The organism is Pseudomonas sp. PNPG3 (assembly GCF_023093815.1).
GTDB classification, from domain to species: domain Bacteria; phylum Pseudomonadota; class Gammaproteobacteria; order Pseudomonadales; family Pseudomonadaceae; genus Aquipseudomonas; species Aquipseudomonas asiatica.
This window is the reverse complement of record NZ_JALLKV010000005.1, coordinates 23,281-44,689: the sequence shown is the minus strand read 5'-3', so window position 1 is coordinate 44,689 and position 21,409 is coordinate 23,281. Positions and strand designations below refer to the sequence as shown.

Annotated in this window: 16 protein-coding genes; 7 read left to right on the top strand and 9 right to left on the bottom strand. The window is 61.3% G+C overall.

Features of this window, described 5'->3' with window-relative positions; genetic code table 11:
• Window positions 1–4,617 (top strand): DUF6543 domain-containing protein, encoded by a 4,617-nt coding sequence (locus MJ643_RS05575; protein ID WP_247726708.1) that lies wholly within the window; start codon window positions 1–3, stop codon window positions 4,615–4,617.
• 42 nt (window positions 4,618–4,659) lie between these two features.
• Here the strand turns inward: MJ643_RS05575 and MJ643_RS05570 are convergent, their stop codons facing one another.
• The 4 genes from MJ643_RS05570 to gpmI form a co-directional block, all read right to left on the bottom strand.
• On the bottom strand, window positions 4,660–5,427 hold the full coding sequence (locus MJ643_RS05570) for a divergent polysaccharide deacetylase family protein (RefSeq protein WP_024087848.1): 768 nt from the start codon (window positions 5,425–5,427) through the stop codon (window positions 4,660–4,662).
• 8 nt (window positions 5,428–5,435) lie between these two features.
• Window positions 5,436–6,752, bottom strand: a complete 1,317-nt coding sequence (locus tag MJ643_RS05565; RefSeq protein WP_023660970.1) for a S41 family peptidase — start codon at window positions 6,750–6,752, stop codon at window positions 5,436–5,438.
• 79 nt (window positions 6,753–6,831) lie between these two features.
• Window positions 6,832–8,136, bottom strand: coding sequence for a murein hydrolase activator EnvC (locus MJ643_RS05560; RefSeq protein WP_038410203.1), 1,305 nt, complete (start codon window positions 8,134–8,136; stop codon window positions 6,832–6,834).
• Window positions 8,137–8,278: 142 nt separating this feature from the next.
• Window positions 8,279–9,814, bottom strand: coding sequence for a 2,3-bisphosphoglycerate-independent phosphoglycerate mutase (gpmI, locus tag MJ643_RS05555; RefSeq protein WP_013974582.1), 1,536 nt, complete (start codon window positions 9,812–9,814; stop codon window positions 8,279–8,281).
• A 206-nt stretch (window positions 9,815–10,020) separates the two neighbouring features.
• Between gpmI and MJ643_RS05550 the strand changes: the two genes are divergently transcribed.
• From MJ643_RS05550 to secB, 3 genes are read left to right on the top strand one after another with little or no spacing between them, the layout of a single operon-like run.
• Complete coding sequence (locus MJ643_RS05550) at window positions 10,021–10,434, top strand: rhodanese-like domain-containing protein (RefSeq protein ID WP_003259887.1); 414 nt, start codon at window positions 10,021–10,023, stop codon at window positions 10,432–10,434.
• A 1-nt stretch (window position 10,435) separates the two neighbouring features.
• The gene (gene grxC, locus MJ643_RS05545; RefSeq protein ID WP_003249204.1) at window positions 10,436–10,690 is read left to right on the top strand and encodes a glutaredoxin 3; all 255 of its coding nucleotides are present in this window, start codon (window positions 10,436–10,438) and stop codon (window positions 10,688–10,690) included.
• Between the two features lie 39 nt (window positions 10,691–10,729).
• Window positions 10,730–11,215 carry a protein-export chaperone SecB gene (gene secB / locus MJ643_RS05540; RefSeq protein ID WP_013974581.1) on the top strand — a complete coding sequence of 162 codons (486 nt, stop codon included), beginning with the start codon at window positions 10,730–10,732 and terminating at the stop codon, window positions 11,213–11,215.
• 74 nt (window positions 11,216–11,289) lie between these two features.
• On the opposite strand, the gene trmL is transcribed toward secB, so the two are convergent.
• Entirely contained in the window at window positions 11,290–11,751 is a 462-nt protein-coding gene (gene trmL, locus MJ643_RS05535; RefSeq protein WP_013974580.1) for a tRNA (uridine(34)/cytosine(34)/5-carboxymethylaminomethyluridine(34)-2'-O)-methyltransferase TrmL, read from the bottom strand.
• Here trmL and MJ643_RS05530 point away from each other — a divergent pair.
• Entirely contained in the window at window positions 11,750–12,187 is a 438-nt protein-coding gene (locus tag MJ643_RS05530; RefSeq protein ID WP_015272117.1) for a hypothetical protein, read from the top strand. The two genes, trmL and MJ643_RS05530, sit on opposite strands and share 2 nt — an antisense overlap.
• Window positions 12,188–12,544: 357 nt before the next feature.
• Here the strand turns inward: MJ643_RS05530 and ntrC are convergent, their stop codons facing one another.
• The 4 genes from ntrC to glnA form a co-directional block, all read right to left on the bottom strand.
• Window positions 12,545–13,981, bottom strand: a complete 1,437-nt coding sequence (gene ntrC / locus MJ643_RS05525; protein ID WP_013974578.1) for a nitrogen regulation protein NR(I) — start codon at window positions 13,979–13,981, stop codon at window positions 12,545–12,547.
• Window positions 13,978–15,063 carry a nitrogen regulation protein NR(II) gene (gene glnL, locus MJ643_RS05520; RefSeq protein WP_013974577.1) on the bottom strand — a complete coding sequence of 362 codons (1,086 nt, stop codon included), beginning with the start codon at window positions 15,061–15,063 and terminating at the stop codon, window positions 13,978–13,980. Before glnL ends, ntrC begins: the two co-directional genes overlap by 4 nt.
• Window positions 15,064–15,335: 272 nt before the next feature.
• Window positions 15,336–15,779, bottom strand: coding sequence for a cupin domain-containing protein (locus MJ643_RS05515; RefSeq protein WP_015272116.1), 444 nt, complete (start codon window positions 15,777–15,779; stop codon window positions 15,336–15,338).
• 174 nt (window positions 15,780–15,953) lie between these two features.
• On the bottom strand, window positions 15,954–17,360 hold the full coding sequence (gene glnA / locus MJ643_RS05510; protein ID WP_013974575.1) for a type I glutamate--ammonia ligase: 1,407 nt from the start codon (window positions 17,358–17,360) through the stop codon (window positions 15,954–15,956).
• A gap of 470 nt (window positions 17,361–17,830) precedes the next feature.
• Between glnA and thiI the strand changes: the two genes are divergently transcribed.
• Complete coding sequence (thiI, locus tag MJ643_RS05505) at window positions 17,831–19,285, top strand: tRNA uracil 4-sulfurtransferase ThiI (protein ID WP_013974574.1); 1,455 nt, start codon at window positions 17,831–17,833, stop codon at window positions 19,283–19,285.
• Between the two features lie 127 nt (window positions 19,286–19,412).
• The gene (gene typA, locus MJ643_RS05500; protein ID WP_003259874.1) at window positions 19,413–21,233 is read left to right on the top strand and encodes a translational GTPase TypA; all 1,821 of its coding nucleotides are present in this window, start codon (window positions 19,413–19,415) and stop codon (window positions 21,231–21,233) included.
• Window positions 21,234–21,409: the final 176 nt, after the last annotated feature.

Sequence of the window (21,409 nt, the reverse complement as noted above, 5' to 3'; positions counted from 1 at the left end):
ATGCCAACCCCCCCTGATTCTGTATTCGATTTCAAGGCGGCGGTCGCTCGCCAGTTCGCAGGCCGACCTACCCTGCGAAAGGTGGTCGGCGACCAATTGCTGGCGCAGCTGAAAGTGCGGCACCCAGTGTTGACTGATGTCGAACCGGTACTTACCGCTGAAGCGCTGGAGCTGCTGATACCTCATCCAAGCCAGCCGCACTGGGATCGAAAGCCCCTGATTGATGCAGTGCTGCAGGCTTGGCTGGATGGCAAGTCGCTAGATCTGGAGCCGATAAACGGGCGAGCTTTTGCGCTGACTCTGGCTTCCCCTTTCCTGTTCCCAGGGGCCGATGACGCATTCGGTGTGATACAACTGGTTGCCGGGACGGATGGTTTCGACGCATTGATCGCGCAGTTGGACGAAGACTGGTGCCAGGCGCAGATCGACTACTGGCAAGCCATTGGCTCAGCAGGTGTGTCACGCGACCGCTGGTTGCAGTTGCTGCTGAAGACAGCATTGCTGAGTAATTTGCCTCTGCAGGGCCTGGATGCCCAGCAGCAGGCCTGTGTGCACGGGCTGCTGGGTGGTGGTACGGCATCGCCTTCAGTGTTCGTCGTGGAAGTGCAACTGGATTTGCGCGGGCAGCAAACCCGCGAGATGCAGACCATGCTGCTGGTTACCGGAGAATGGGATGAAAGGCAGGTCGTGCTGTGGTGTTCTCCCTCAAGCGTTGTTCGTGCGTTCGATTCGCTTGATGAGTTTGCCGAAGCCCTGCGGGACACATTGGCTGAACGGTTCCAATACGATGCATTCACCTGGCACCGTCAGGAGCTGGAAGGCGATATTTTCGCCCAGCAAACGGCACTTCTGCTGGACAATATGCTTACCCGTGCCAGCGGCGTCCGGCATTATCACCTGGGTAACGTGGCGGAACTGGAGCAGGTGTTCGACGCGCTGAGCGCCCCGGAGCAGTGGTTCATCGACGGCTACTTCGTCGGTCAGGATGAGCCGGCGAAGCCCCTGCCTGGCCTGCTCAAGGCCAAGGCGGCTGACAGTTTTGCCTATCAGGATGCGGTATTCGAACTGGCCCTGGAGCAGGCGATATGCGAAGGCTCCACGGCGCCGGATGAGATTCTGGATCTGCATTCCTATACCCGCCAGAAACTTCGCGAAGCGCTACTGGCGGACTATCCGCTCGAGGCCAATTACCAGCCTGATGATCTGATACTGGAGCTCAAGTTGTCCCAAGGCGTGCCGGGTGGTGCTGCTACTGGGGCGGGCGGTGGGGAGCCGTGGGTACGGCTTGCCGACAAGACGTTGACCGAATTCGCCATCGGTAACCTCAGCTCGCTGGGTGATGCCGTCATCACCGGTATCCGGCATAAGAATGACCAGTTGATCATGCCTTGGCTGACAGGCGCCTACCTGCGTGAACTGGTCCAGCGCGTTGATATAGGCGGCAAATATCCCGCGTATGTGGCGCAGGCCATGAACGAGCCCGTGAAGCGCCCGCAACGGGTCGAGCGTTTTGCCCGCGAATGGCGGCAGACGATGATATTCAGTGCGCTCGACGCGAGGCTGGAGCGCAGGCTCAGTGATGCCGGTCTGCAGGTTGTTACCGACTACTGCCGAGGCTTTTACAGCGCGGGGCCGGCGGCGTCGTTGATCCCGCTGGCATTCACCACGGCTACCCAGTCCGAACGCTACGACCTGGTCTCGGGCATGTACCTGCTGTATTGCGCGGAGCCTTCCGTGGTTCTGCTCTATCGGCCATTGTACAAAAGCGAAGCGCTCCGGGAGTTTGCCAGCCTGGATAAACTCAAAGCCTACATTGCCCAGTCGGAGTCGCTGCAAGCGAGCATCTTGCAGTGGATGAGCGCTGAAGCGCGTGCGTTCTACCACAGCGATCTGAGCGCTGACACTCGCCTGGTGCACGTGGGAGGAGACCCTTTGCTGCTGCCTGAGTCGGCACAGCTTGCCCTGCGTCTGTGGAGCATCGATGTGGATACCAAGCTCTACAACGCCAATCGTGACCTGCTGGTGGCGATTGCAGAGCAAGATGTCACGTCCAATGCCGAAAGCCGCTGGGCGCTGCTCGAGCGCGGTGCCTGGTTGCTGTTCCAGACCGTTACGCCGCTGCTGCGAGGGCCTGTCGCCGTTGTGGCCTGGTTGGCGCAGGGTGTTGCGGCAGTCAGGGACGATGTGTCGGCTTTGAGTGAAGGCAGCGAGTTCGAGCGTTCGGCTGCGGTGGTCGACCTGATACTCAACGTCGGCATGACCCTGATGCACGCGCGGTTGCCCGGCCCACAACTGGCGTCGCCCCCTTCTGCCGTGGCGTTGGAGTGGGGCGCTCGGCCCTTGCCGTCAGGCAGCCAGCAGCAGGTGGTGCCTGCTCAAGGCAAGGTGGGGCTGCCAGGGTCTCTGACTGGCATTCAACTGGACTTCTCCTGGCGAGGAAACCAGGGTTTCAACTGGATAACACCGTCCCAGCGTGAATCGCTCAAGGCGCTACGCTCGGGCCAGGACTTGAGCGCTCGAACGCCGGTGGTTTCAGGCTCTACCAAAGGGCTGTACCAGATCGAAGATCGGCTATATGCGCAGATGGGTGCAGAGGTCTACAGGGTCGAGCTGATCACTGATCAGGTCCGCATCGTCGGTCCGCAGGGCAGCATCGGGCCTTGGCTAAGTTTGGAAAACGGCGCATGGCGCATCGACCGGTCATTGCGACTGTTGGGTGGAGGGCCGAAAACCCGCCGGGAAATTCTGCAGCGGCAGAACAGGCAGAAGCTTGAAGAATTGATGGACCTTGAAAAAAACTTGACCCTGAAAAATAACGCACTTAGCGAGGAATTCCGCAAACATCGTGAGTTTCTGCTGGACAGTACCAAGAAGCTCGAGGCGGCCAGAAGCAGCGGCAGTGAACAGGTCAAACTCCTGGAGTCACTCAATCACCAAGCCAAGTTGCGGGTTCTGGCTGATTTGAAAAGTGTGATACGCAACGCGCTCGAGCACGATGAGGTACTCACCAAGATCATTCCGCTGAGCTCTTATGGGCTCAGCCTGGAAGACGCCTTGAAGCAGCAACGCAGTTCAAGCCGGCAAGAGCTGATCTCGAACTGCGAAAGTTACTACAACGAATTGGCGAGCCTGATTAACGCTGCTGATATAAACACGCTTGCCGAATCCCTGGTCGTCCTGCCTGAACTGGAAGGTGAGAAGCAGCACTATCGGGACTTCTACACAAAGCTTCAGCAAGTGGTGGAGTGGGAGCGCGACCTTGAAAAAATATTGGTCGACTTCGACCGGCTACTGGAGTGCACGCTCAAGGACGACGAGATTGTCTTTACCGATGCCGTCACTGGCAAGAGTATGAGTAAAACGAAGGAACTCAACGGTCTCATCGAGCGGCGTCGGCTGTCGGCAACAGACCTGGCGTTTCGTCAGTTGACGGACTTGGCGGAAGCTAGCCTGGACCGCCTGGCGGAGGTCGACGAGCGCGTACTCGTGGAATACGAGGCCTATCTGAATGGGCCTGAATTGCAGAGCGCCGGGGCCGCTCATGCAGATCTTGCGGGAGGCGTGTTCTCTACCGTGGAACGCATTGAAATTCTGAAAGGTGTGGTGGACGCCTACGAGCAGGCGCTGGCCATGAGTGAGTACCTGCGCAGTTTTGGCGGCGAGGCGATCAGAGCGGCGTCGCTGCAAGACTACCGAAGGGTTCTGAAGGGATTGAAGGCAAGGGCCGAGGCTGCGTTTGAGGAGCTCGTGCGCGAGCAGGAGCTGGCCGAGCAGCCAAGGCCGCGGGTATCACTTTACCCCGCCCGCGGCGGTAAGCGCCGAGTCGTGCGGACCCAGCGGGGCAGGAGCGTTGTCGGCCTACAGCGGGAGGTCGATGGGCGGTCGGTCATTGAGCAACTCGACTATCGCAAGGCCGTGCTGAAAACGTTCCGTGAAAAGGATGGGAAGTGGGTCGAGGATGTCACGGTTACTCCAGAGGATTTAGTAACGCCCGTGGCTTCGGGTGCGCTCACCAAGCAGGCGCAAGCGCTGATAGGTGACATCGAGTCGGTCATCAAGCTTGCCAGGCAATATATCAAGTCTGATCAGCCCATTAGTCTTTCAACCATCATTGACGGGCATAAGGAAAAACTTGAAGAAGTGCTTGGGCGGTTGCCGCGTCTCGACTCGACGAAACAGGTGATCGAGGCGCTGAGCGATGGCATCACCCGGCTGGAAACTTCGCATGATGAATGTTTGACGGAACTATACCTTTCTAGCCACCGTCCCACGGCTGAAAGTTTGCGGTTTCTGTGGAAGCGGCGCCTAGTGACCATCTCTCGCGTCCCTGAGCGGAAGCGGATCAGTGTCGAGGACTACCTCGACATCTACGAGATCCGTCGGCCGCCGGCGACTGGGCGAACACAGGGCATTTGTGTGTGGGAGGCGCACTTCCACTATACGAGTGAAAGTGCAGCGGCACGCGAGTTCGTCAAAGGCCACCTCAAGCTCTGGAGGGAGCGCAAGCTAGGGCGCAAGGCCCAGTTGCGTGCAGCGACCCAGCGTAAAGAGCTGCTATCGATCTACCGCGGTGACCTGCGCCTGGAGCAGGTAGACGGGATCATTCCGTTCGACTGAAGGCTTCCACCCGAATAGTGCAGCGGCCAAGTGGTGGATGTTTCAGCGGTTGCTGTAGCGGCCATGCTTGCCATGTGCGGGCATGGCCTGATTACTCCGCTCGGCGATCATCTGCTGCAGGTTTATCAGCCTGACGCCCTGGCTGCGCAGGTGTGGTAGCTCGTGCGCCAATACTTCAAGTGTCTGCGGGTAGGGGTGGCCGATCAGCACGGCAGAACCCTGCTTGCGCGCCAGTGCGATGCCTTGCTGAAGCTGTAGGGTAATCGCCTCGGGGGTGCGCACGTCATCCAGGAACACATCCCGCGAAACATGTGCCAGCCCCAGCGCCTGGGCCTCGGCCGCCGCTACGGTGGCGGCGCTGGTGCGGCTGTCGACGAAGAACAGGTGTCGGCGCTGCAGTTCTCCCATCAGCCAGGCCATCGGCTCACGCTGGGCGGTCATGAGGCTGCCCATGTGGTTGTTGATGCCGGCGGCATACGGAACCTTGGCCAGGGCTGCGTCCAGGCGTTTGGCCAGTTCATCGATCGGCGTGCCGGGGTGCCACGCGTAAGGGCCGGTGGCCGGGTCCATGGGCATGTGCAGGATCACCGTCTTGCCGGCCTTGTGCGCCTGACGGGCGAACGTTGTGGCATGCGGGGTGTCGGGCATGATCGCCATGGTCACCGGGCCGGGCAGGGCCAAGGTACGGCTGTCGCGCTCGCTGCTCTGGCCCAGGTCGTCGATGATGATGCTCATGTAGGCCTTGCCGGCCGGTGCCGCTTGCGCGACCCCGGCCATCAGGCAGAACAGCAGACACAGCAGATAACGCATGGGGTGGATCAGTCGCCCTTGGTGATGTTCAGGCCTTTGAGCAGGCTCAGGGCCTGGCTCAGCTGGAAGTCGTCATCCTGCGGGCGCTCCTTGCGCTTGCCGCTGCCGGTCGGTCGGTCGGCGCCGCCGTTGCCGTTGCCCAGGTGGCCCTGCAGGTCGGCTTCCTTGAAGTTGTCGGTGTCGGCTTCGGCGGTGAGCTTGGCCGGGCGCACTTCGATGTCGGGGACGATGCCCTGGGCCTGGATCGAGCGGCCGTTGGGGGTGAAGTACAGCGCGGTGGTGAGCTTCAGCGCACGATCGTTGGCCAGTGGCAGCACGGTCTGCACCGAGCCTTTGCCGAAGCTGTCGGTGCCCATCAGCACGGCGCGTTTCTGGTCTTGCAGGGCGCCGGCGACAATTTCCGAGGCCGAGGCACTGCCGCCGTTGATCAGCACAACCAGTGGCACGCCGTCGCTGGCGTCTGCCGGGTCGGCCGAGAAGCGCAGCTCGGAGTTGGCGATGCGGCCCTTGGTGTAGACGATCAGGCCCTTGGTCAGGAAGTGGTCGGCCACTTCCACCGCCGACTGCAGCACGCCGCCCGGGTTGTTGCGCAGGTCCAGCACCACGCCGCGCAGCTTCTTGCCGTTGTCCTTGCGCAGTTTGGCCAGGGCCTTGCCTACTTCGTCGCCGGTCTTGACCTGGAACTGGGTGATACGGATGTAGCCGTAGTCGTTCTCCAGCAGCTGGCTCTTCACGCTCTTGACCTGAATGACCGCCCGGGCCAGGGTCACGTCGAAGGGATTGCCGCCGTCGCGCACCAGGGTCAGGGTGATTTTCTCGCCCACCTTGCCGCGCATCTTGTCGACCGCTTCGGTCATGGTCTGGCCACGAGTCGGGGCGCCGTTGATCTTGACGATCAGGTCGCCGGCCTGCACGCCGGCACGCGAGGCCGGGGTGTCATCGATCGGCGAGACCACCTTGATGAAGCCGTCTTCCTGGCCTACTTCGATGCCCAGCCCGCCGAACTCGCCGCTGGTGCTTTCCTGCAGCTCCTGGAAGTCCTCTGGGCCGAGGTAGGCCGAGTGCGGGTCGAGGTTGCTGAGCATGCCCTTGATGGCATTTTCCAGCAGGGTCTTGTCATCCACCGGCTCCACATAGGCCGCCTTGATACGGTCCATGACCTCGGCGAAGGTGCGCAGCTCTTCAAGCGGCAGTGGCGCCTTGGCGGTCACCTCGGTGGCCGGTACTGCGGCCGGCTTGGCCGGCTCCGCGGCAGTGGCCAGGGGCGCGCCGACCGCCAGGGCGATGGACAGGGCCAGCTGGGTGAGACGAGGCGAGTGCAGCATGTCGAACGAACTCCTGATCCTGTAAGCGCTCCCTTGGGAGCATCGGCGCAGCCCGTGGGCTACCCCGTAGAAATTTGACTTAGCCCCGGCACCACTGCGAAGGGTCGGTAGGCCGGCCCTGCTGGCGGATGGCGAAGTACAAGCCGGAAGCGTCCTGGCCGCCGCTGTCGCCAACGGTGGAAATGGCCTCGCCAGCCTTGACGATATCACCGGCGCTCTTGAGCAGGCTCTGGTTATGGCCGTACAGGCTCAGGTAACCGTTGCCATGGTCGAGAATGACCAGAAGCCCGGCACCGCGCAACCAGTCGGCGAACACCACGCGCCCGCCGTGCACGGCACGGACCTGGGTGCCCGGGTTGGCGCTGATCATCACCCCGTCCCACTTGGCACGGGCATCGCTGCCGCGGGCATCACCGAAACGTGCCAGCAATCGACCATTGACTGGCCAGGGAAGTTTTCCCCGTGCGGCAGAAAATGCGCCGCCGTAGTTCGCGCCGTCGCTGGAAACCAGCGGGCCCAGGGTGGTGCGGGCCTTTTTCGGTGGCTCCACCGGTTCGCGGGCCTGCTCGCGGGCGGCAGCGGCGGCCAGGGCTTCCTGCTGGCGGCGTTTTTCCGCTTCCTGCTGGGCCAGCAGGGCCTTCTTGCGCGCTTCTTCGGCTTCGCGGGCCTGGCGGGCGAGGGTTTCCTCGATGGTCTTGAGTACCTTGGACAGATCGGCCTGATCCTGCTCGCGCGATTGCAGCTTCTGGTCGCGGTCCTTCATGTCGCTGTTGAGCTTGGCCAGCACCTGCTGGCGCTTGCCACGCTCGGTTTCCAGGGCCTGGCGGCGGCTGTCGAGGTCGGCGCGCTGGGCCAGCAACTGTTGCTGCTGGGTAGCGATTTCCTGTTCGACGTTGGCCAGCTGGCGCAGGGTTTCGTTGAAGGTGCGCAGTTGCTCCAGGCGCGCCTTGCTCAGGTAGTCGTAGTAGGTGAGGGTGCGGGCAAACTTCTCGGGGTTCTGCTGGTTGAGCAGCAGCTTGAGGTATTCCTCGCGGCCGTTCTGGTAGGCCGAACGGGCCTGGATGGCGATCAGTCGCTGTTGTTCAACGCGGGCGCTCTGGAGTTTTTTTTTCTCGGTATCAAGGCGCTCCAGCTCGCCCTCGGTCTTTTTTAGTTCTTGCTGCAGGGCCTCCACCTGCTTTTCGAGGTTGCCGATATCGGTCTCGGTGGCTTTGAGGTCCTTTTGCACACCGGCCTTTTCTTCCTGGAGCTTGCCCAGCGTCTTCTTGAGCTCGGCAATGTCCTGGCGGGTGGCGTCCAGTTGCTGCTGGGTCTGCGCACGCTCATCGGCAAAGGCCGGGCTGAGCAGGCAAGACAGGGCTAGGAGGATCAGGGCGCGAAGCATGGGGTTTGGCGTACCAAGGATGGAGACTGGCCTAGTATGCCCGCGCGGGCGGGCAAAAAAAACGCCTCGCTGCGGGTGCAGAGGGGCGTTTGTCTGGAATTCATGTGTTATTGGGGCCGCAGAGCGGCCCCAATAAACAGAATCAGGCGTCGACCAGGATCGAGGTACCAGTCATTTCCACCGGCTTTTCCAGCCCCAGCAGCTTCAGCATGGTCGGCGCCACATCGGCCAGCACGCCGCCGTCACGCACCTTGACGTTGCGCTTGCCGACATAGATGAACGGCACCGGCTCGGTGGTATGCGCGGTGTGCGCCTGGCCGGTGCATTCGTCTTCCATCTGTTCGACGTTGCCGTGGTCGGCGGTGATCAGCGCTTCGCCGCCGACCTTGTCCAGAGCTTCGACGATGCGCCCGACGCAGCCATCCAAGGCCTCGACGGCTTTCACCGCAGCCTCGAACACGCCGGTATGGCCGACCATGTCGCCGTTGGCGTAGTTGACCACGATCACGTCATAACGCTGTTGCTCGATAGCCTCGACGATGCGGTCGGTAACTTCCGGTGCGCTCATTTCCGGCTGCAGGTCGTAGGTGGCGACCTTCGGCGATGGGATCAGAATGCGCTCTTCGCCTTCGAACGGCTCTTCGCGGCCACCGGAGAAGAAGAAGGTGACGTGGGCGTATTTCTCGGTCTCGGCGATGCGCAGCTGGGTCTTGCCGTTCTTCGCCAGGTACTCGCCCAGCACGTTGTTCAGGCTGGCCGGGGCGAAGGCGGCGGGGGCCGGGATTTTCGCCGAGTACTGAGTCAGGCCGATGTAGGCGGCCAGTTTTGGCAGGCGGGCACGCGGGAATTCGTTGAAGTCGGCTTCGACGAACACGCGCGACAGTTCGCGAGCGCGGTCGGCGCGGAAGTTCATGAAGATCACCGCATCGCCGTCTTCGACCTTGACGGCTTCACCGATGCGCGTGGCCTTGACGAACTCGTCGCTCTCGTCGCGGGCGTAGGCCGCTTCCAGGCCGGCCAAGGCGGTGTCGGCGGTGTATTCGGCAGCGCTGTCCACGATCAGGTTGTAGGCGGCGCTGACGCGGTCCCAGCGGTTGTCGCGGTCCATGGCGTAGTAGCGGCCGATCAGGCTGGCGATGCGGCCCTTGCCCAGCTTGGCGAAGGTGGCGTCGAGCAGTTCGATGGACGACTGCGCGCTGCGTGGTGGCGTGTCGCGACCATCGAGGAAGGCGTGCAGGTAGATCTTTTCCGCACCGCGCTGCGCGGCCAGTTCGGCCATGGCTACCAGGTGGTCCTGGTGGCTGTGTACGCCGCCGTCCGACAGCAGGCCGAGGATGTGCACGGCCTTGCCGGCACTGGCTGCCTTGTCCACGGCGCCGGTCAGAACCGGGTTCTCGAAGAACTCGCCGTCGCGGATGGCCTTGGTCACTCGGGTGAAGTCCTGGTACACCACGCGGCCGGCGCCGAGGTTCATGTGACCGACTTCGGAGTTGCCCATCTGCCCGTCCGGCAGGCCGACATCCATGCCCGAGCCGGAAATGAGGCCATGCGGCTGGCTGGCGCGCAGGCGGTCATAGACCGGTGTGTTGGCGGCATAGATGGCGTTGTATTCGGGGCTTTCGCTGTGGCCGAAGCCATCCAGGATGATCAGGACCAGGGGTTTGGGCGTACTCGTCATCAATCAAACTCACGGTTGTTCAAAGATGATAAAGACACGCATTTTAGGGCAAATGCGCCACCGGCGGCGAATATTCGTCCTGTTCCCTGACCAGCGTGGCCAATGTGGCAACATGAAGGTACCTTTCCGGCCGGCCCGTCGGGCTTTGGTGGCAATAAGGGCCTGTGTATACTGGCCGGCATTTTCAATCGCGTGGAACACCCCAGATGGTTGCTAACCTGATTCAATTTGCGACAAACCACTACATCCTGGTGGCGATCTTCGTTGTTTTGCTGGTCGCGCTGCTGGTCAACGAAATCCGTCGCGGCGGCCAGAGCCTGAGCAACGGCCAGCTGACTGCCCTGGTCAATGCCGAGAAAGCCCTGGTCATCGACATCCGCCCGACCAAGGAATACTCCGCCGGTCACATCGTCGGTGCGGTGAACATCCCGCAGGACAAGCTGGTCAACCGCATGAGCGAGCTGGACAAGCACAAAGAGAAGACCCTGATCGTCGTCGACTCGATGGGCCAGCAGTCCGGCACCATCTGCCGCGAGCTGCTCAAGGCTGGTTACAACGCCGCCAAACTGAGCGGTGGCGTTTCCAGCTGGAAAGCCGATAACCTGCCCCTGGTGAAGTGATATGAAGCCCGTCATCGTCTATTCCAGCGACTACTGCCCCTACTGCATGCGCGCCAAGTACCTGCTCGAGAGCAAGGGCGTGGCCTTCGAGGAAATCAAGGTCGACGGCAAGCCACAGGTTCGTGCCGAGATGAGCCAGAAGGCCGGCCGTACATCTGTGCCGCAGATCTGGATCGGCAGCACCCACGTCGGTGGATGCGATGACCTTTATGCCCTGGAGCGCGCCGGCAAGCTCGACGCGCTGCTGGCGGCCTGATTTGCACTGCATTCAAAAACATTAGGATAAGGATCTGCCATGACTGACCAACAGACCAACGGCGCTGCTGCAGAAGACAACAGCCCTCAGTTCTCCATGCAGCGCATCTATGTGCGCGACCTGTCGTTCGAAGCCCCGAAAAGCCCGCAGATCTTCCGCCAGACCTGGGAGCCGAGCGTTGCCTTGGACCTTAACACCAAGCAGAAAGCCCTGGAAGGCGACTTCCACGAGGTGGTACTGACCCTGTCGGTTACCGTCAAGAACGGTGACGAAGTGGCCTTCATCGCTGAAGTGCAGCAGGCCGGTATCTTCCTGATCAAGAACCTGGACGCGGCTTCGATGAGCCACACCCTGGGTGCGTTCTGCCCGAACATCCTGTTCCCGTACGCCCGCGAGACCCTCGACAGCCTGGTGACCCGCGGTTCGTTCCCGGCCCTGATGCTGTCGCCGGTCAACTTCGACGCCCTGTACGCGCAAGAAATGCAGCGCATGCAGGAAGCCGGCGAAGCGCCGACTGTGCAGTAATAGCTGCGTTTGAAAAAAGGCGACTTCGGTCGCCTTTTTTGTTGGCCTGTTCCGGCCCTATCGCCGGCAGCGCATCAACTGCCGGCAAACCCATTCTGCCGCCACGCCTCATACACCGTCACAGCCACGGTATTGGACAGATTCAGGCTGCGGCACCCCGGCCGCATCGGCAGGCGCAGGCGTTGTTCGGCCGGCAGGCTGTCCAGTACTTCGGCCGGCAGGCCGCGGCTTTCTGGCCCGAACAGGAAGGCATCACCCGGCTGGTAAGCCACTTCGTGGAACGGGTGCGAGCCCTTGGTGGTGAAGGCGAACAGCCGTGGGTTGCCCAGGCTTTCCAGGCATCCGGCCAGGCTCTCGTGGCGCTTGAGCGTGGCATACTCGTGGTAATCCAGCCCCGCGCGCCGCAGGCGCTTGTCGTCCAGTTCGAAGCTGATGGGCTCGATCAGGTGCAGGTCGCAGCCGCTGTTGGCGCAGAGGCGAATGATGTTGCCGGTATTCGGCGGAATTTCTGGTTGAAAAAGGATGACGTGAAACATGCACGGCTCCAAGCGTGAAGATGACGGGCATTCTACCCCCGAACCGGACGTGCGTTCGAAGGCGTTCCCGCGGGTGATGCTGTCGCTGGCGATCGTCGGCTTGATGGTAGGGTTGATGATCGGCCGCCTGACTACACCCGACGAGCGCGAGTTGCAGCAGGTGGAGGTGGTGCAGGATGGCCTGGAGCTGTGGTTCAACGAAGAGCCTCAGCTGCATGGCGAGAATGTGGACGGAACCGTAGCACTGTTGTTCCAGGCCCAAGGCAAGGCCCGGCAAGGGCAACTGAGCCTGCAGGGCAAGCCTGTGAGTTGGCGGGTGCAGAATAGCAAGGAAGGGCTGTTGCTGACGGTGGTGGCCGCGCGCCCCCTGCACGGCGAGTGGGCCGGTGCAGAGGACGCTGGGCGCTGGCGGTTGCAGGTGAAACTTCACGAATAAAAGAGGGGATATCCCGGCCTGCCTGTACCAGGGTCCCCGAAAGGGGTACTGCGTATAAAGAGGGGATGGCCCGGCCTGCCTGTACCGAGGTCCCCAAAACTGGCGATGTTGCGAATAAAAGAGGGGTTCACCCGGCCTGCCTGTACCAGGGCCCCCGAAACTGGATATGTATTGTTTATTGCAGGGGGCGTGCCAGTTTTGAAAAGCCCGTGAATCTGGGCTTTCAGGGTGAATTGGCCGTTTTTTGAGGGGATTTGTGCCTTAGTGAGGTGCATCGGGCACAGGATCGGTGCATCGAAGGGCTGAAATGTTAGGGGCCGCAAAGCGGCCCCTAACAACTATTGGTTTACCTGGAACTCAGTGCTCGTCACCTTCCTCATCATCGCCCCCCGCCACATTCATCCCCAGCTCCTTGATCTTGCGCGTCAGGGTGTTGCGTCCCCAACCCAGCAACAGTGCCGCATCGCGCCGACGGCCAGCAGTGTGCTTGAGGGCTGTCTCGATCATGATCCGCTCGAAGCTCGGCACTGCGCTGTCCAGCAGGCTGGTCTGCCCGCGCGCCAGCGCCTGGTCGGCCCACTGGCGCAGGGCCTGCTCCCAGTTGGTTACCGGTGCGGCGTCCTGTGGCAGGTTCAACAGCTCCGGCGGCAGGTCGCCGATCAGCACTTCGCGGCTGGAGGCCATCACGGTGATCCAGCGGCAGGTGTTCTCCATCTGCCGTACGTTGCCCGGCCACGGCAGATTGCGAATGAATTCCTCGGTTTCCGGCTTGAGGATCTTCGGTTCGACCGCCAGTTCCTGGGCGGCGCGGGCGAGGAAGTGGCGGGCGAGGGCAGGGATATCTTCGCGGCGGTCGGCCAGCCGCGGAATGTGGATGCGGATCACGTTCAGGCGGTGGAACAAGTCCTCGCGGAACTTGCCGGCCTGCACCAGCGACTCCAGGTTCTGGTGAGTGGCGGCGATGATGCGCACATCGACCTTGACCGGTACGTGGCCGCCCACGCGATAGAACTCGCCATCGGCCAGCACTCGCAGCAGGCGGGTCTGTGTGTCGGCGGGCATGTCGCCGATCTCGTCGAGGAACAGGGTGCCGCCGTCGGCCTGCTCGAAGCGCCCTCGGCGCAGGTTGGCGGCGCCGGTGAAGGCGCCCTTTTCATGGCCGAACAGCTCGGACTCCATCAGGTCCTTGGGGATGGCTGCCATGTTCAGGGCGATGAACGGTGAGGCCGCACGCGGGCTGTGGCGGTGCAGGGCGTGGGCCACCAGCTCCTTGCCGGTACCGGACTCACCGTTGATCAGCACGGTGATGTTGGAGTGGCTGAGGCGGCCGATGGCGCGGAACACCTCCTGCATTGCCGGTGCTTCACCGATGATTTCCGGGGTGCGCGCCAGACTCTGCGGCACATCCAGCCCTTGTTGCTCCTGGGCGTGCTGGTTGGCGCGCTTGACCAGCGAGACCGCCTCGTCCACATCGAATGGCTTGGGCAGGTACTCGAATGCACCGCCCTGGTACGACGCAACGGCGCTGTCCAGGTCGGAGTGGGCGGTCATGATGATGACCGGCAGGCGCGGGTGCTGCTCACGGATCTGTGCCAGCAGGTCAAGGCCGCTGGTGCCCGGCATGCGGATGTCGGAAATGATCACGTCAGGTTGCTGGCGTGCCAGGCGGCCCATGACGCCATCGGCGCTATCGAAGCTCTGGGTGGTCATGCCTTCCTGTTGCAGGGCTTTTTCCAGGACCCAGCGGATGGAGCGATCATCGTCGACGATCCATACGGTTTCACTTCGGCTCATGAGGCGGTGGCTCCTTGTTCCAGGGGCAGGTAGATCGAGAATGCGGTGTGGCCTGCATGGCTTTCACACTCGATCAGGCCCTGGTGCTGGCTGATGATGTTCTGGGTAATGGCCAGGCCCAGCCCGGTACCGTCCGGGCGACCGCTGACCATGGGATAGAAAAGGGTGTCCTGCAGTTCCGGCGGGATGCCCGGGCCGTTGTCGATGATCTCCACCCTCGCCACAAGGCGATGGCGCACATGGCCGATGGTGAACTGGCGCAGGGCACGGCTGCGCAGGGTGATGCGGCCCAGGCGCAGTTCGTTCTGCGAACTGATCGCCTGCATGGCATTGCGCACGATGTTGAGCACCGCCTGGATCATCTGCTCGCGGTCGACCAATACGTCAGGCAGGCTGGGGTCATAATCGCGCACCAAAGTGATGCAACCCTGGCTTTCGGCCTCGACCAGGCTGCAGACCCGCTCAAGCACTTCGTGGATGTTGGTCATGGCCAGCGACGGCAGCTTGTTCGAGCCGAGCATGCGGTCGACCAGGTTACGCAGGCGATCGGCTTCCTCGATGATCACGTTGGTGTAGTCGCGCAGGCCTTCTTCAGGCAGCTCGCGGGCCAGCAGCTGAGCTGCGCCGCGAATGCCGCCGAGGGGGTTCTTGATTTCATGGGCCAGGCCGCGTACCAGCATCTTTGTGGTTTCCTGCTTGCTCAGCTGGGCCTCTTCCTTGGTGATGCGCAGCAGCCGGTCGCGCGGGTGCACCTCGAGCAGCAGCAGGGTCTGGCCCTGGTGCAGGATCGGCGTAACCGCGTAGTCGACGGTGATGGTCTGCCCGGTCAGCGAGGTGAGCTGCGCTTCGCGCTTGGTGAACGGATGCGCCTGCTCGACCGCCTGGCGCAGCGAGCTGAGCGCTTCGGTCGACTCGGTGAACAGCTCGCTGATGAACTGCCCATGGCTGCGCTGGCCACTCACTGCCAGAAGCATTTCCGCGGCCGGGTTCATGTACTCCAGGCGCAGCTCGGCGTTGAGCAGCAGCGTGGCGGTGGTCAGGTTGTCCAGAAGTAGACGGTGCTGGGCATCGCTGATGGTCATAGGGCGTCGTCGACCTCTTTTGGCGCGTGTCGGGCATGGGCGCGGCCATGGTCGGGCGCGCGGTGGATCCGCTGATTCCAGTCTTTGGGCAAAAAATGCAAGAACCAAACCAAGGCTCCGAAAAGAAGCGGAATTTGCCGATAAAGCCCTGGAAACGGGAAAATTCGCACCAGAATGAACTGATTAAACGGTTCATGTGATCGCTTTTGGGGTGCATTCGGGGGCGTTAGTCCACAGCGCGCACCAATATGGAGCATAGGTGGTTTCAGGGTTTATCGCACAGTTGGCGGGCATTCGGCTTCTGGCGTTGAAAACGCAAGGTCTTCATTGCTTGCGTGGAACACCATGACAGTGGCGGGCTGCCCAGTGGTGTGCCCGCGGTGCACTTCCCCTTGAAGTTCGGCCAGCGTCTGGCCTGCAACCAGGCTTGTCCGCTTGCCGTCGCGGGTTTCCACCTCGAGTCGTCCCTCGGTCAGATAGCCTAGATTGAGCGCCTGGTGACAGTGCCAGCCAAGGGTGGTGTGGGCGGGAATGCTGACTTTCACAAGCGACAGCACTGGTCGTCCTTCGGGGTAATCGAGATAGGGAGTACCGTCCCAACTGCCGGTGGCGCGGTGAAGCACCTGTGACGTTGCCTGGCCTGGCGCGGTGCCATTGCTGGCGCAGCCGGTGAGGAGGGCGGATACGGTAATCATTGCAGGTAGAAGTTTGCGCATGGCGTGATGTCCTTTGACTGAAGGGACGCCTACCCTGCGTGCTGAGGGGGGCGGCGAAATGTCAGCGGCATCTGCCGGTTCTGTATGAAATCGAGGACGCAGCCACGGAAACGAAAACGGCCTCCCGAAGGAGGCCGTTCGTGATCATGTCATCGGCGCGAGGCGCCGATCAGATCAGCAGCTGTAGTACAGCTCGTATTCCAGCGGGTGAACGAAGGTGCGGACCTTGATTTCTTCTTCGCTCTTCAGCTCGATGAAGGCATCGATGAAGTCGTCGGAGAACACGCCGCCCTTGGTCAGGAACGCACGGCCCTTGTCCAGCTCTTCCAGAGCTTCCTTCAGGCTGCCGCAAACCTGCGGAATGTCCTTGGCCTCTTCAGGCGGCAGGTCGTACAGGTTCTTGTCGGCAGCATCGCCTGGGTGGATCTTGTTCTGGATACCGTCCAGGCCGGCCATCAGCAGGGCCGCGAAGGCCAGGTATGGGTTGGCCGATGGGTCCGGGAAGCGAGCTTCGATACGGCGGGCTTTCGGGCTGCCGACGTAAGGAATACGGATCGAGGCGGAACGGTTGCGAGCCGAGTAGGCCAGCATTACCGGGGCTTCGAAGCCTGGGACCAGACGCTTGTAGGAGTTGGTCGACGGGTTGGTGAAGCCGTTCAGGGCCTTACCGTGCTTGATGATACCGCCGATGAAGTACAGGGCGGTGTCGGACAGGCCGGCATAGCCTTCACCCGAGAAGGTGTTCTTGCCGTCTTTCCAGATCGACATGTGCACGTGCATGCCCGAGCCGTTGTCACCGTACAGTGGCTTCGGCATGAAGGTGGCGGTGCGGCCGTAGGCGTCGGCAACGTTGTGCACGACGTACTTCAGCGCCTGTACTTCGTCAGCCTTCTTCACCAGGGTGTTGAACTTGACGCCGATTTCGTTCTGGCCGGCAGTCGCCACTTCGTGGTGGTGAACTTCGACGGTCTGGCCCATTTCTTCCAGTGCGTTGCACATGGCAGTACGGATTTCGTGGTCGTGGTCGAACGGCGGAACCGGGAAGTAGCCGCCTTTAACGCCTGGACGGTGGCCTTTGTTGCCGCCTTCCACGTCAGCGCCGGTCATCCACGAGCCTTGCTCGGAGAAGATCTTGAACATCGAGCCGGAGATGTCCGACTGGAACTTCACTTCGTCGAAGATGAAGAACTCTGGCTCCGGGCCTGCGAATACGGTGTCACCGATGCCGGTGCTCTTCAGGTACTCTTCGGCGCGCTTGGCAATGGCGCGAGGGTCACGATCGTAGCCCTGCATGCTCGATGGGTCGACGATGTCGCAGGTGAGGATCAGGGTCGGCTCTTCGGTGAACGGGTCCAGTACGGCAGTTTCGTCGACCGGCATCAGGATCATGTCGGAGGCTTCGATGCCTTTCCAGCCAGCGATGGAGGAACCGTCGAACATCTTGCCGACTTCGAAGAAGTCGTCTTCCAGTGCATCACGCGCCGGCATGGTCACGTGGTGCTGAGTGCCTTTGGTGTCCGTGAAACGCAGATCAATCCACTTGACGTCATGATCTTTGATGAGTTGAACCGACTTCGACATGTTGTCCTCCGGATGGTCTAGAGCGCGGTGGGCCGCTGCCCTGGAAAAAGGGTGTTGCCGGGCGCGGATAGTCGGCCAAGCTTACCTGCCTCACAAGGGAGCAAATTGCATGCCAGTGCCCGAAAATGGCGAGGGCGGGATAAAAGGGGGCGTTTGCGGGCATCTGGGGGTGGGTTGCTGGGGAAAAGTGCACCCTTAAGATGCGAATTTTGGTAGCAGTGCACCAATAGTGTGCATTGCTTGAGTTATGTGCTTTCTTTGAGGGCCTCATCGCCGGCAAGCCAGCTCCCACAGGCAGGGCGCAGGTCTTGAGGACTGTGGATAGCCTGTGGGAGCTGGCTTGCCGGCGATGAGGCCGGTGCAGGCAATATAAATCCGACCTTCTGTACAAAAGTTGGTCAAATCCTGAGCAATTTCCGCTATAATTCGCGCCCCTCATTTTCGGCAGGCCCTGCGCGCGCTGTTAACCAATGAAACTTATCGTCAAAGTCTTCCCAGAAATCACCATCAAGAGCCGGCCGGTGCGCAAGCGCTTCATCCGCCAGCTCGGCAAGAACATCCGCAACGTGCTCAAGGACCTCGATCCTGAGCTCGTGGTCGATGGTGTCTGGGACAATCTCGAAGTGGTCACCCGCGTCGAGGACGAAAAGGTCCAGCGCGAGATGATCGAGCGCCTCACCTGCACCCCGGGTATCACCCACTTCCTGCAGGTAGAGGAATACCCGCTCGGCGACTTCGATGACATCGTCGCCAAGTGCAAGCAGCACTTCGGCCACCTGCTGGCCGGCAAGCACTTCGCCGTGCGCTGCAAGCGCGGTGGTCACCACGACTTCACCTCGATGGACGTCGACCGTTACGTCGGCAGCCAGCTGCGCCAGCAGTGCGGCGCCGCCGGCATCGAGCTGAAGAACCCGGAAGTCCTGGTGCGCATCGAAATCCGCGACCAGCGCCTGTACGTGATCCATAACCAGCACCAGGGCATCGGCGGCTACCCGCTGGGCGCCCTGGAGCAGACACTGGTACTGATGTCCGGTGGCTTCGACTCCACCGTGGCGGCTTATCAGATGATGCGCCGCGGCCTGATGACCCACTTCTGCTTCTTCAACCTCGGTGGCCGTGCCCACGAGCTGGGCGTGATGGAAGTGGCTCACTACCTGTGGAAGAAGTTCGGCAGCAGCCAGCGCGTGCTGTTCATCAGCGTGCCGTTCGAGGAAGTGGTCGGCGAGATTCTGAACAAGGTCGACAACAGCTACATGGGCGTGACCCTCAAACGCATGATGCTGCGTGGTGCCGCGCACATGGCCGACCGCCTGGAGATCGATGCCCTGGTCACCGGCGAAGCGATTTCCCAGGTGTCCAGCCAGACCTTGCCGAACCTGTCGATCATCGACTCGGCCACCGACAAGCTGGTGCTGCGCCCCCTGCTGGCCAGCCACAAGCAGGACATCATCGACCAGGCCTACGCGATCGGCACTGCCGACTTCGCCAAGCACATGCCAGAATACTGCGGCGTGATCTCGGTAAACCCGACCACCCACGCCAAGCGCCACCGCATGGAGCATGAAGAGAAGCAGTTCGACATGGCCGTGCTGGAGCGCGCCCTGGAACGCGCCCGGTTGATCTCCATCGACCATGTGATCGACGAATTGGGCAAGGACATCGAAATCGAGGAAGTGACCGAGGCGCTGCCCGGCCAGATCGTCATCGACATTCGTCACCCCGATGCCCAGGAAGACGAACCTCTGGTGCTGGACGGTATCGAAGTCCAGGCCATGCCGTTCTATGCCATCAACAGCAAGTTCAAGCAGCTGGATGCCAACCGCCAGTACTTGCTGTATTGCGACAAAGGTGTGATGAGCCGTCTGCACGCACACCACCTGCTCAGTGAGGGACATGCCAATGTGCGTGTTTATCGTCCGGCATAAGACGCCAGGGCTGTATGGCGGCAGCATCCGCCATCGCCCTCCCGACCACCGGGCCCGCTGAGCCTCAAACCGTACATATTCGCCGCCTACACTGGCGGCAACCGAATCCTCTGATCGAGATACAGTTGTGATCGAAAATCTGCGTAACATCGCCATCATCGCCCACGTTGACCATGGTAAAACCACCCTGGTCGACAAACTCCTGCGCCAGTCCGGCACCTTGGAGCGTAACGAGCTCAACGACGAGCGCGTGATGGACTCCAACGACCAGGAAAAAGAGCGCGGCATTACCATCCTGGCGAAAAACACCGCCATCAACTGGAACGGCTACCACATCAACATCGTCGACACCCCCGGCCACGCCGACTTCGGTGGCGAGGTTGAGCGTGTAATGTCGATGGTCGACTCCGTGCTGCTGCTGGTCGATGCCCAGGACGGCCCGATGCCGCAAACCCGCTTCGTGACCAAGAAGGCTTTCGAAGCTGGCCTGAAGCCGATCGTCGTGATCAACAAGGTTGACCGCCCGGGCGCGCGTCCTGACTGGGTTCTGGACCAGATCTTCGATCTGTTCGACAACCTCGGTGCCACCGACGACCAGCTGGACTTCCAGGTTGTCTACGCCTCGGCCCTGAACGGCATCGCCGGTCTGGACCACACCGACATGGCCGAAGACATGACCCCGCTGTACCAGTCGATCGTCGACAACGTACCGGCGCCGAACGTTGACGTCGATGGCCCGTTCCAGATGCAGATCTCCGCTCTGGACTACAACAGCTTCCTCGGTGTTATCGGCGTTGGCCGTATCGCCCGTGGTCGTATCAAGCCGAACACCCCGGTTGTTGCCATCGACACCGAAGGCAAGAAGCGTAACGGCCGTATCCTCAAGCTGATGGGCCACCACGGCCTGCACCGCGTCGACGTTGAAGAAGCCCAGGCTGGCGACATCGTCTGCATCAGCGGTTTCGACGAGCTGTTCATCTCCGACACTCTGTGCGACATGAACAACGTCGAGGCGATGAAGCCACTGACCGTTGACGAGCCGACCGTTTCGATGACCTTCCAGGTCAACGACTCGCCGTTCTGCGGCAAGGAAGGCAAGTTCGTCACCAGCCGTAACATCAAGGAACGTCTGGACAAAGAGCTGCTGTACAACGTTGCACTGCGCGTTGAAGAAGGCGACTCGGCTGACAAGTTCAAGGTTTCCGGCCGTGGTGAGCTGCACCTGTCGGTTCTGATCGAAACCATGCGTCGTGAAGGCTTCGAGATGGCTGTAGGCCGCCCTGAAGTGATCATCCGCGAAGTCAACGGCGTGAAGCAGGAGCCGTTCGAGAACGTCACCATCGACATCCCTGAAGAATCCCAGGGCAAGGTCATGGAAGAAATGGGCCTGCGTAAAGGCGACCTGACCAACATGGCGCCGGATGGCAAAGGCCGTGTACGTCTGGAGTACAACGTACCTGCTCGTGGTCTGATCGGTTTCCGTAACCAGTTCCTGACCCTGACCAACGGTGCTGGCATCCTGACCTCGATCTTCGATCGCTACGACACCATGAAAGCCGGCCAGATGTCCGGTCGTCTGAACGGTGTACTGGTTTCGATCGAGACCGGCAAGGCGCTGACCTACTCGCTGGAAACCCTGCAGGCTCGCGGCAAGCTGTTCATCGAGCACGGCCAGGACATCTACAACGGTCAGATCATCGGCCTGAACAGCCGTGACAACGACCTGGGCGTGAACCCGACCAAAGGCAAGAAGCTCGACAACATGCGTGCTTCGGGCAAAGACGAAGTCATCGCCCTGGTACCGCCGGTTCGCCACACCCTGGAACAGGCCCTGGAATTCATCCAGGACGACGAGCTGTGCGAAGTGACTCCGAAGTCGATCCGCCTGCGCAAGAAGATCCTGGACGAAGGCGAGCGTACCCGCGCTGCCAAGAAAGCCAAGGCTTGATCGTCTAGCTTGAGCTGAAACGAAAACGCCCCCGGTCGAAAGGCCGGGGGCGTTTTTGTTTGTCTGACGCAGGTTTTTGTAGGTGATATCTCAAGCTGATGTAGGTGGCATCTTTCACGGCCTTTTGCGACTTGTGCGCGCTTGTTGTGATGCCTAGCGTGAAGTGCTTTCTCGAA

Excerpts from the sequence above, each read along its gene's own strand:
- secB (WP_013974581.1), top strand. The coding sequence starts at position 10,730 with ATGACTGACCAACAGACCAACGGCGCTGCTGCAGAAGACAACAGCCCT.
- glnA (WP_013974575.1), bottom strand. The coding sequence starts at position 17,360 with ATGTCGAAGTCGGTTCAACTCATCAAAGATCATGACGTCAAGTGGATT.
- trmL (WP_013974580.1), bottom strand. The coding sequence starts at position 11,751 with ATGTTTCACGTCATCCTTTTTCAACCAGAAATTCCGCCGAATACCGGC.
- MJ643_RS05570 (WP_024087848.1), bottom strand. The coding sequence starts at position 5,427 with ATGCGTTATCTGCTGTGTCTGCTGTTCTGCCTGATGGCCGGGGTCGCG.
- MJ643_RS05530 (WP_015272117.1), top strand. The coding sequence starts at position 11,750 with ATGCACGGCTCCAAGCGTGAAGATGACGGGCATTCTACCCCCGAACCG.
- glnL (WP_013974577.1), bottom strand. The coding sequence starts at position 15,063 with ATGACCATCAGCGATGCCCAGCACCGTCTACTTCTGGACAACCTGACC.
- MJ643_RS05560 (WP_038410203.1), bottom strand. The coding sequence starts at position 8,136 with ATGCTTCGCGCCCTGATCCTCCTAGCCCTGTCTTGCCTGCTCAGCCCG.
- grxC (WP_003249204.1), top strand. The coding sequence starts at position 10,436 with ATGAAGCCCGTCATCGTCTATTCCAGCGACTACTGCCCCTACTGCATG.
- MJ643_RS05515 (WP_015272116.1), bottom strand. The coding sequence starts at position 15,779 with ATGCGCAAACTTCTACCTGCAATGATTACCGTATCCGCCCTCCTCACC.
- gpmI (WP_013974582.1), bottom strand. The coding sequence starts at position 9,814 with ATGACGAGTACGCCCAAACCCCTGGTCCTGATCATCCTGGATGGCTTC.
- MJ643_RS05550 (WP_003259887.1), top strand. The coding sequence starts at position 10,021 with ATGGTTGCTAACCTGATTCAATTTGCGACAAACCACTACATCCTGGTG.
- MJ643_RS05575 (WP_247726708.1), top strand. The coding sequence starts at position 1 with ATGCCAACCCCCCCTGATTCTGTATTCGATTTCAAGGCGGCGGTCGCT.
- MJ643_RS05565 (WP_023660970.1), bottom strand. The coding sequence starts at position 6,752 with ATGCTGCACTCGCCTCGTCTCACCCAGCTGGCCCTGTCCATCGCCCTG.
- thiI (WP_013974574.1), top strand. The coding sequence starts at position 17,831 with ATGAAACTTATCGTCAAAGTCTTCCCAGAAATCACCATCAAGAGCCGG.
- ntrC (WP_013974578.1), bottom strand. The coding sequence starts at position 13,981 with ATGAGCCGAAGTGAAACCGTATGGATCGTCGACGATGATCGCTCCATC.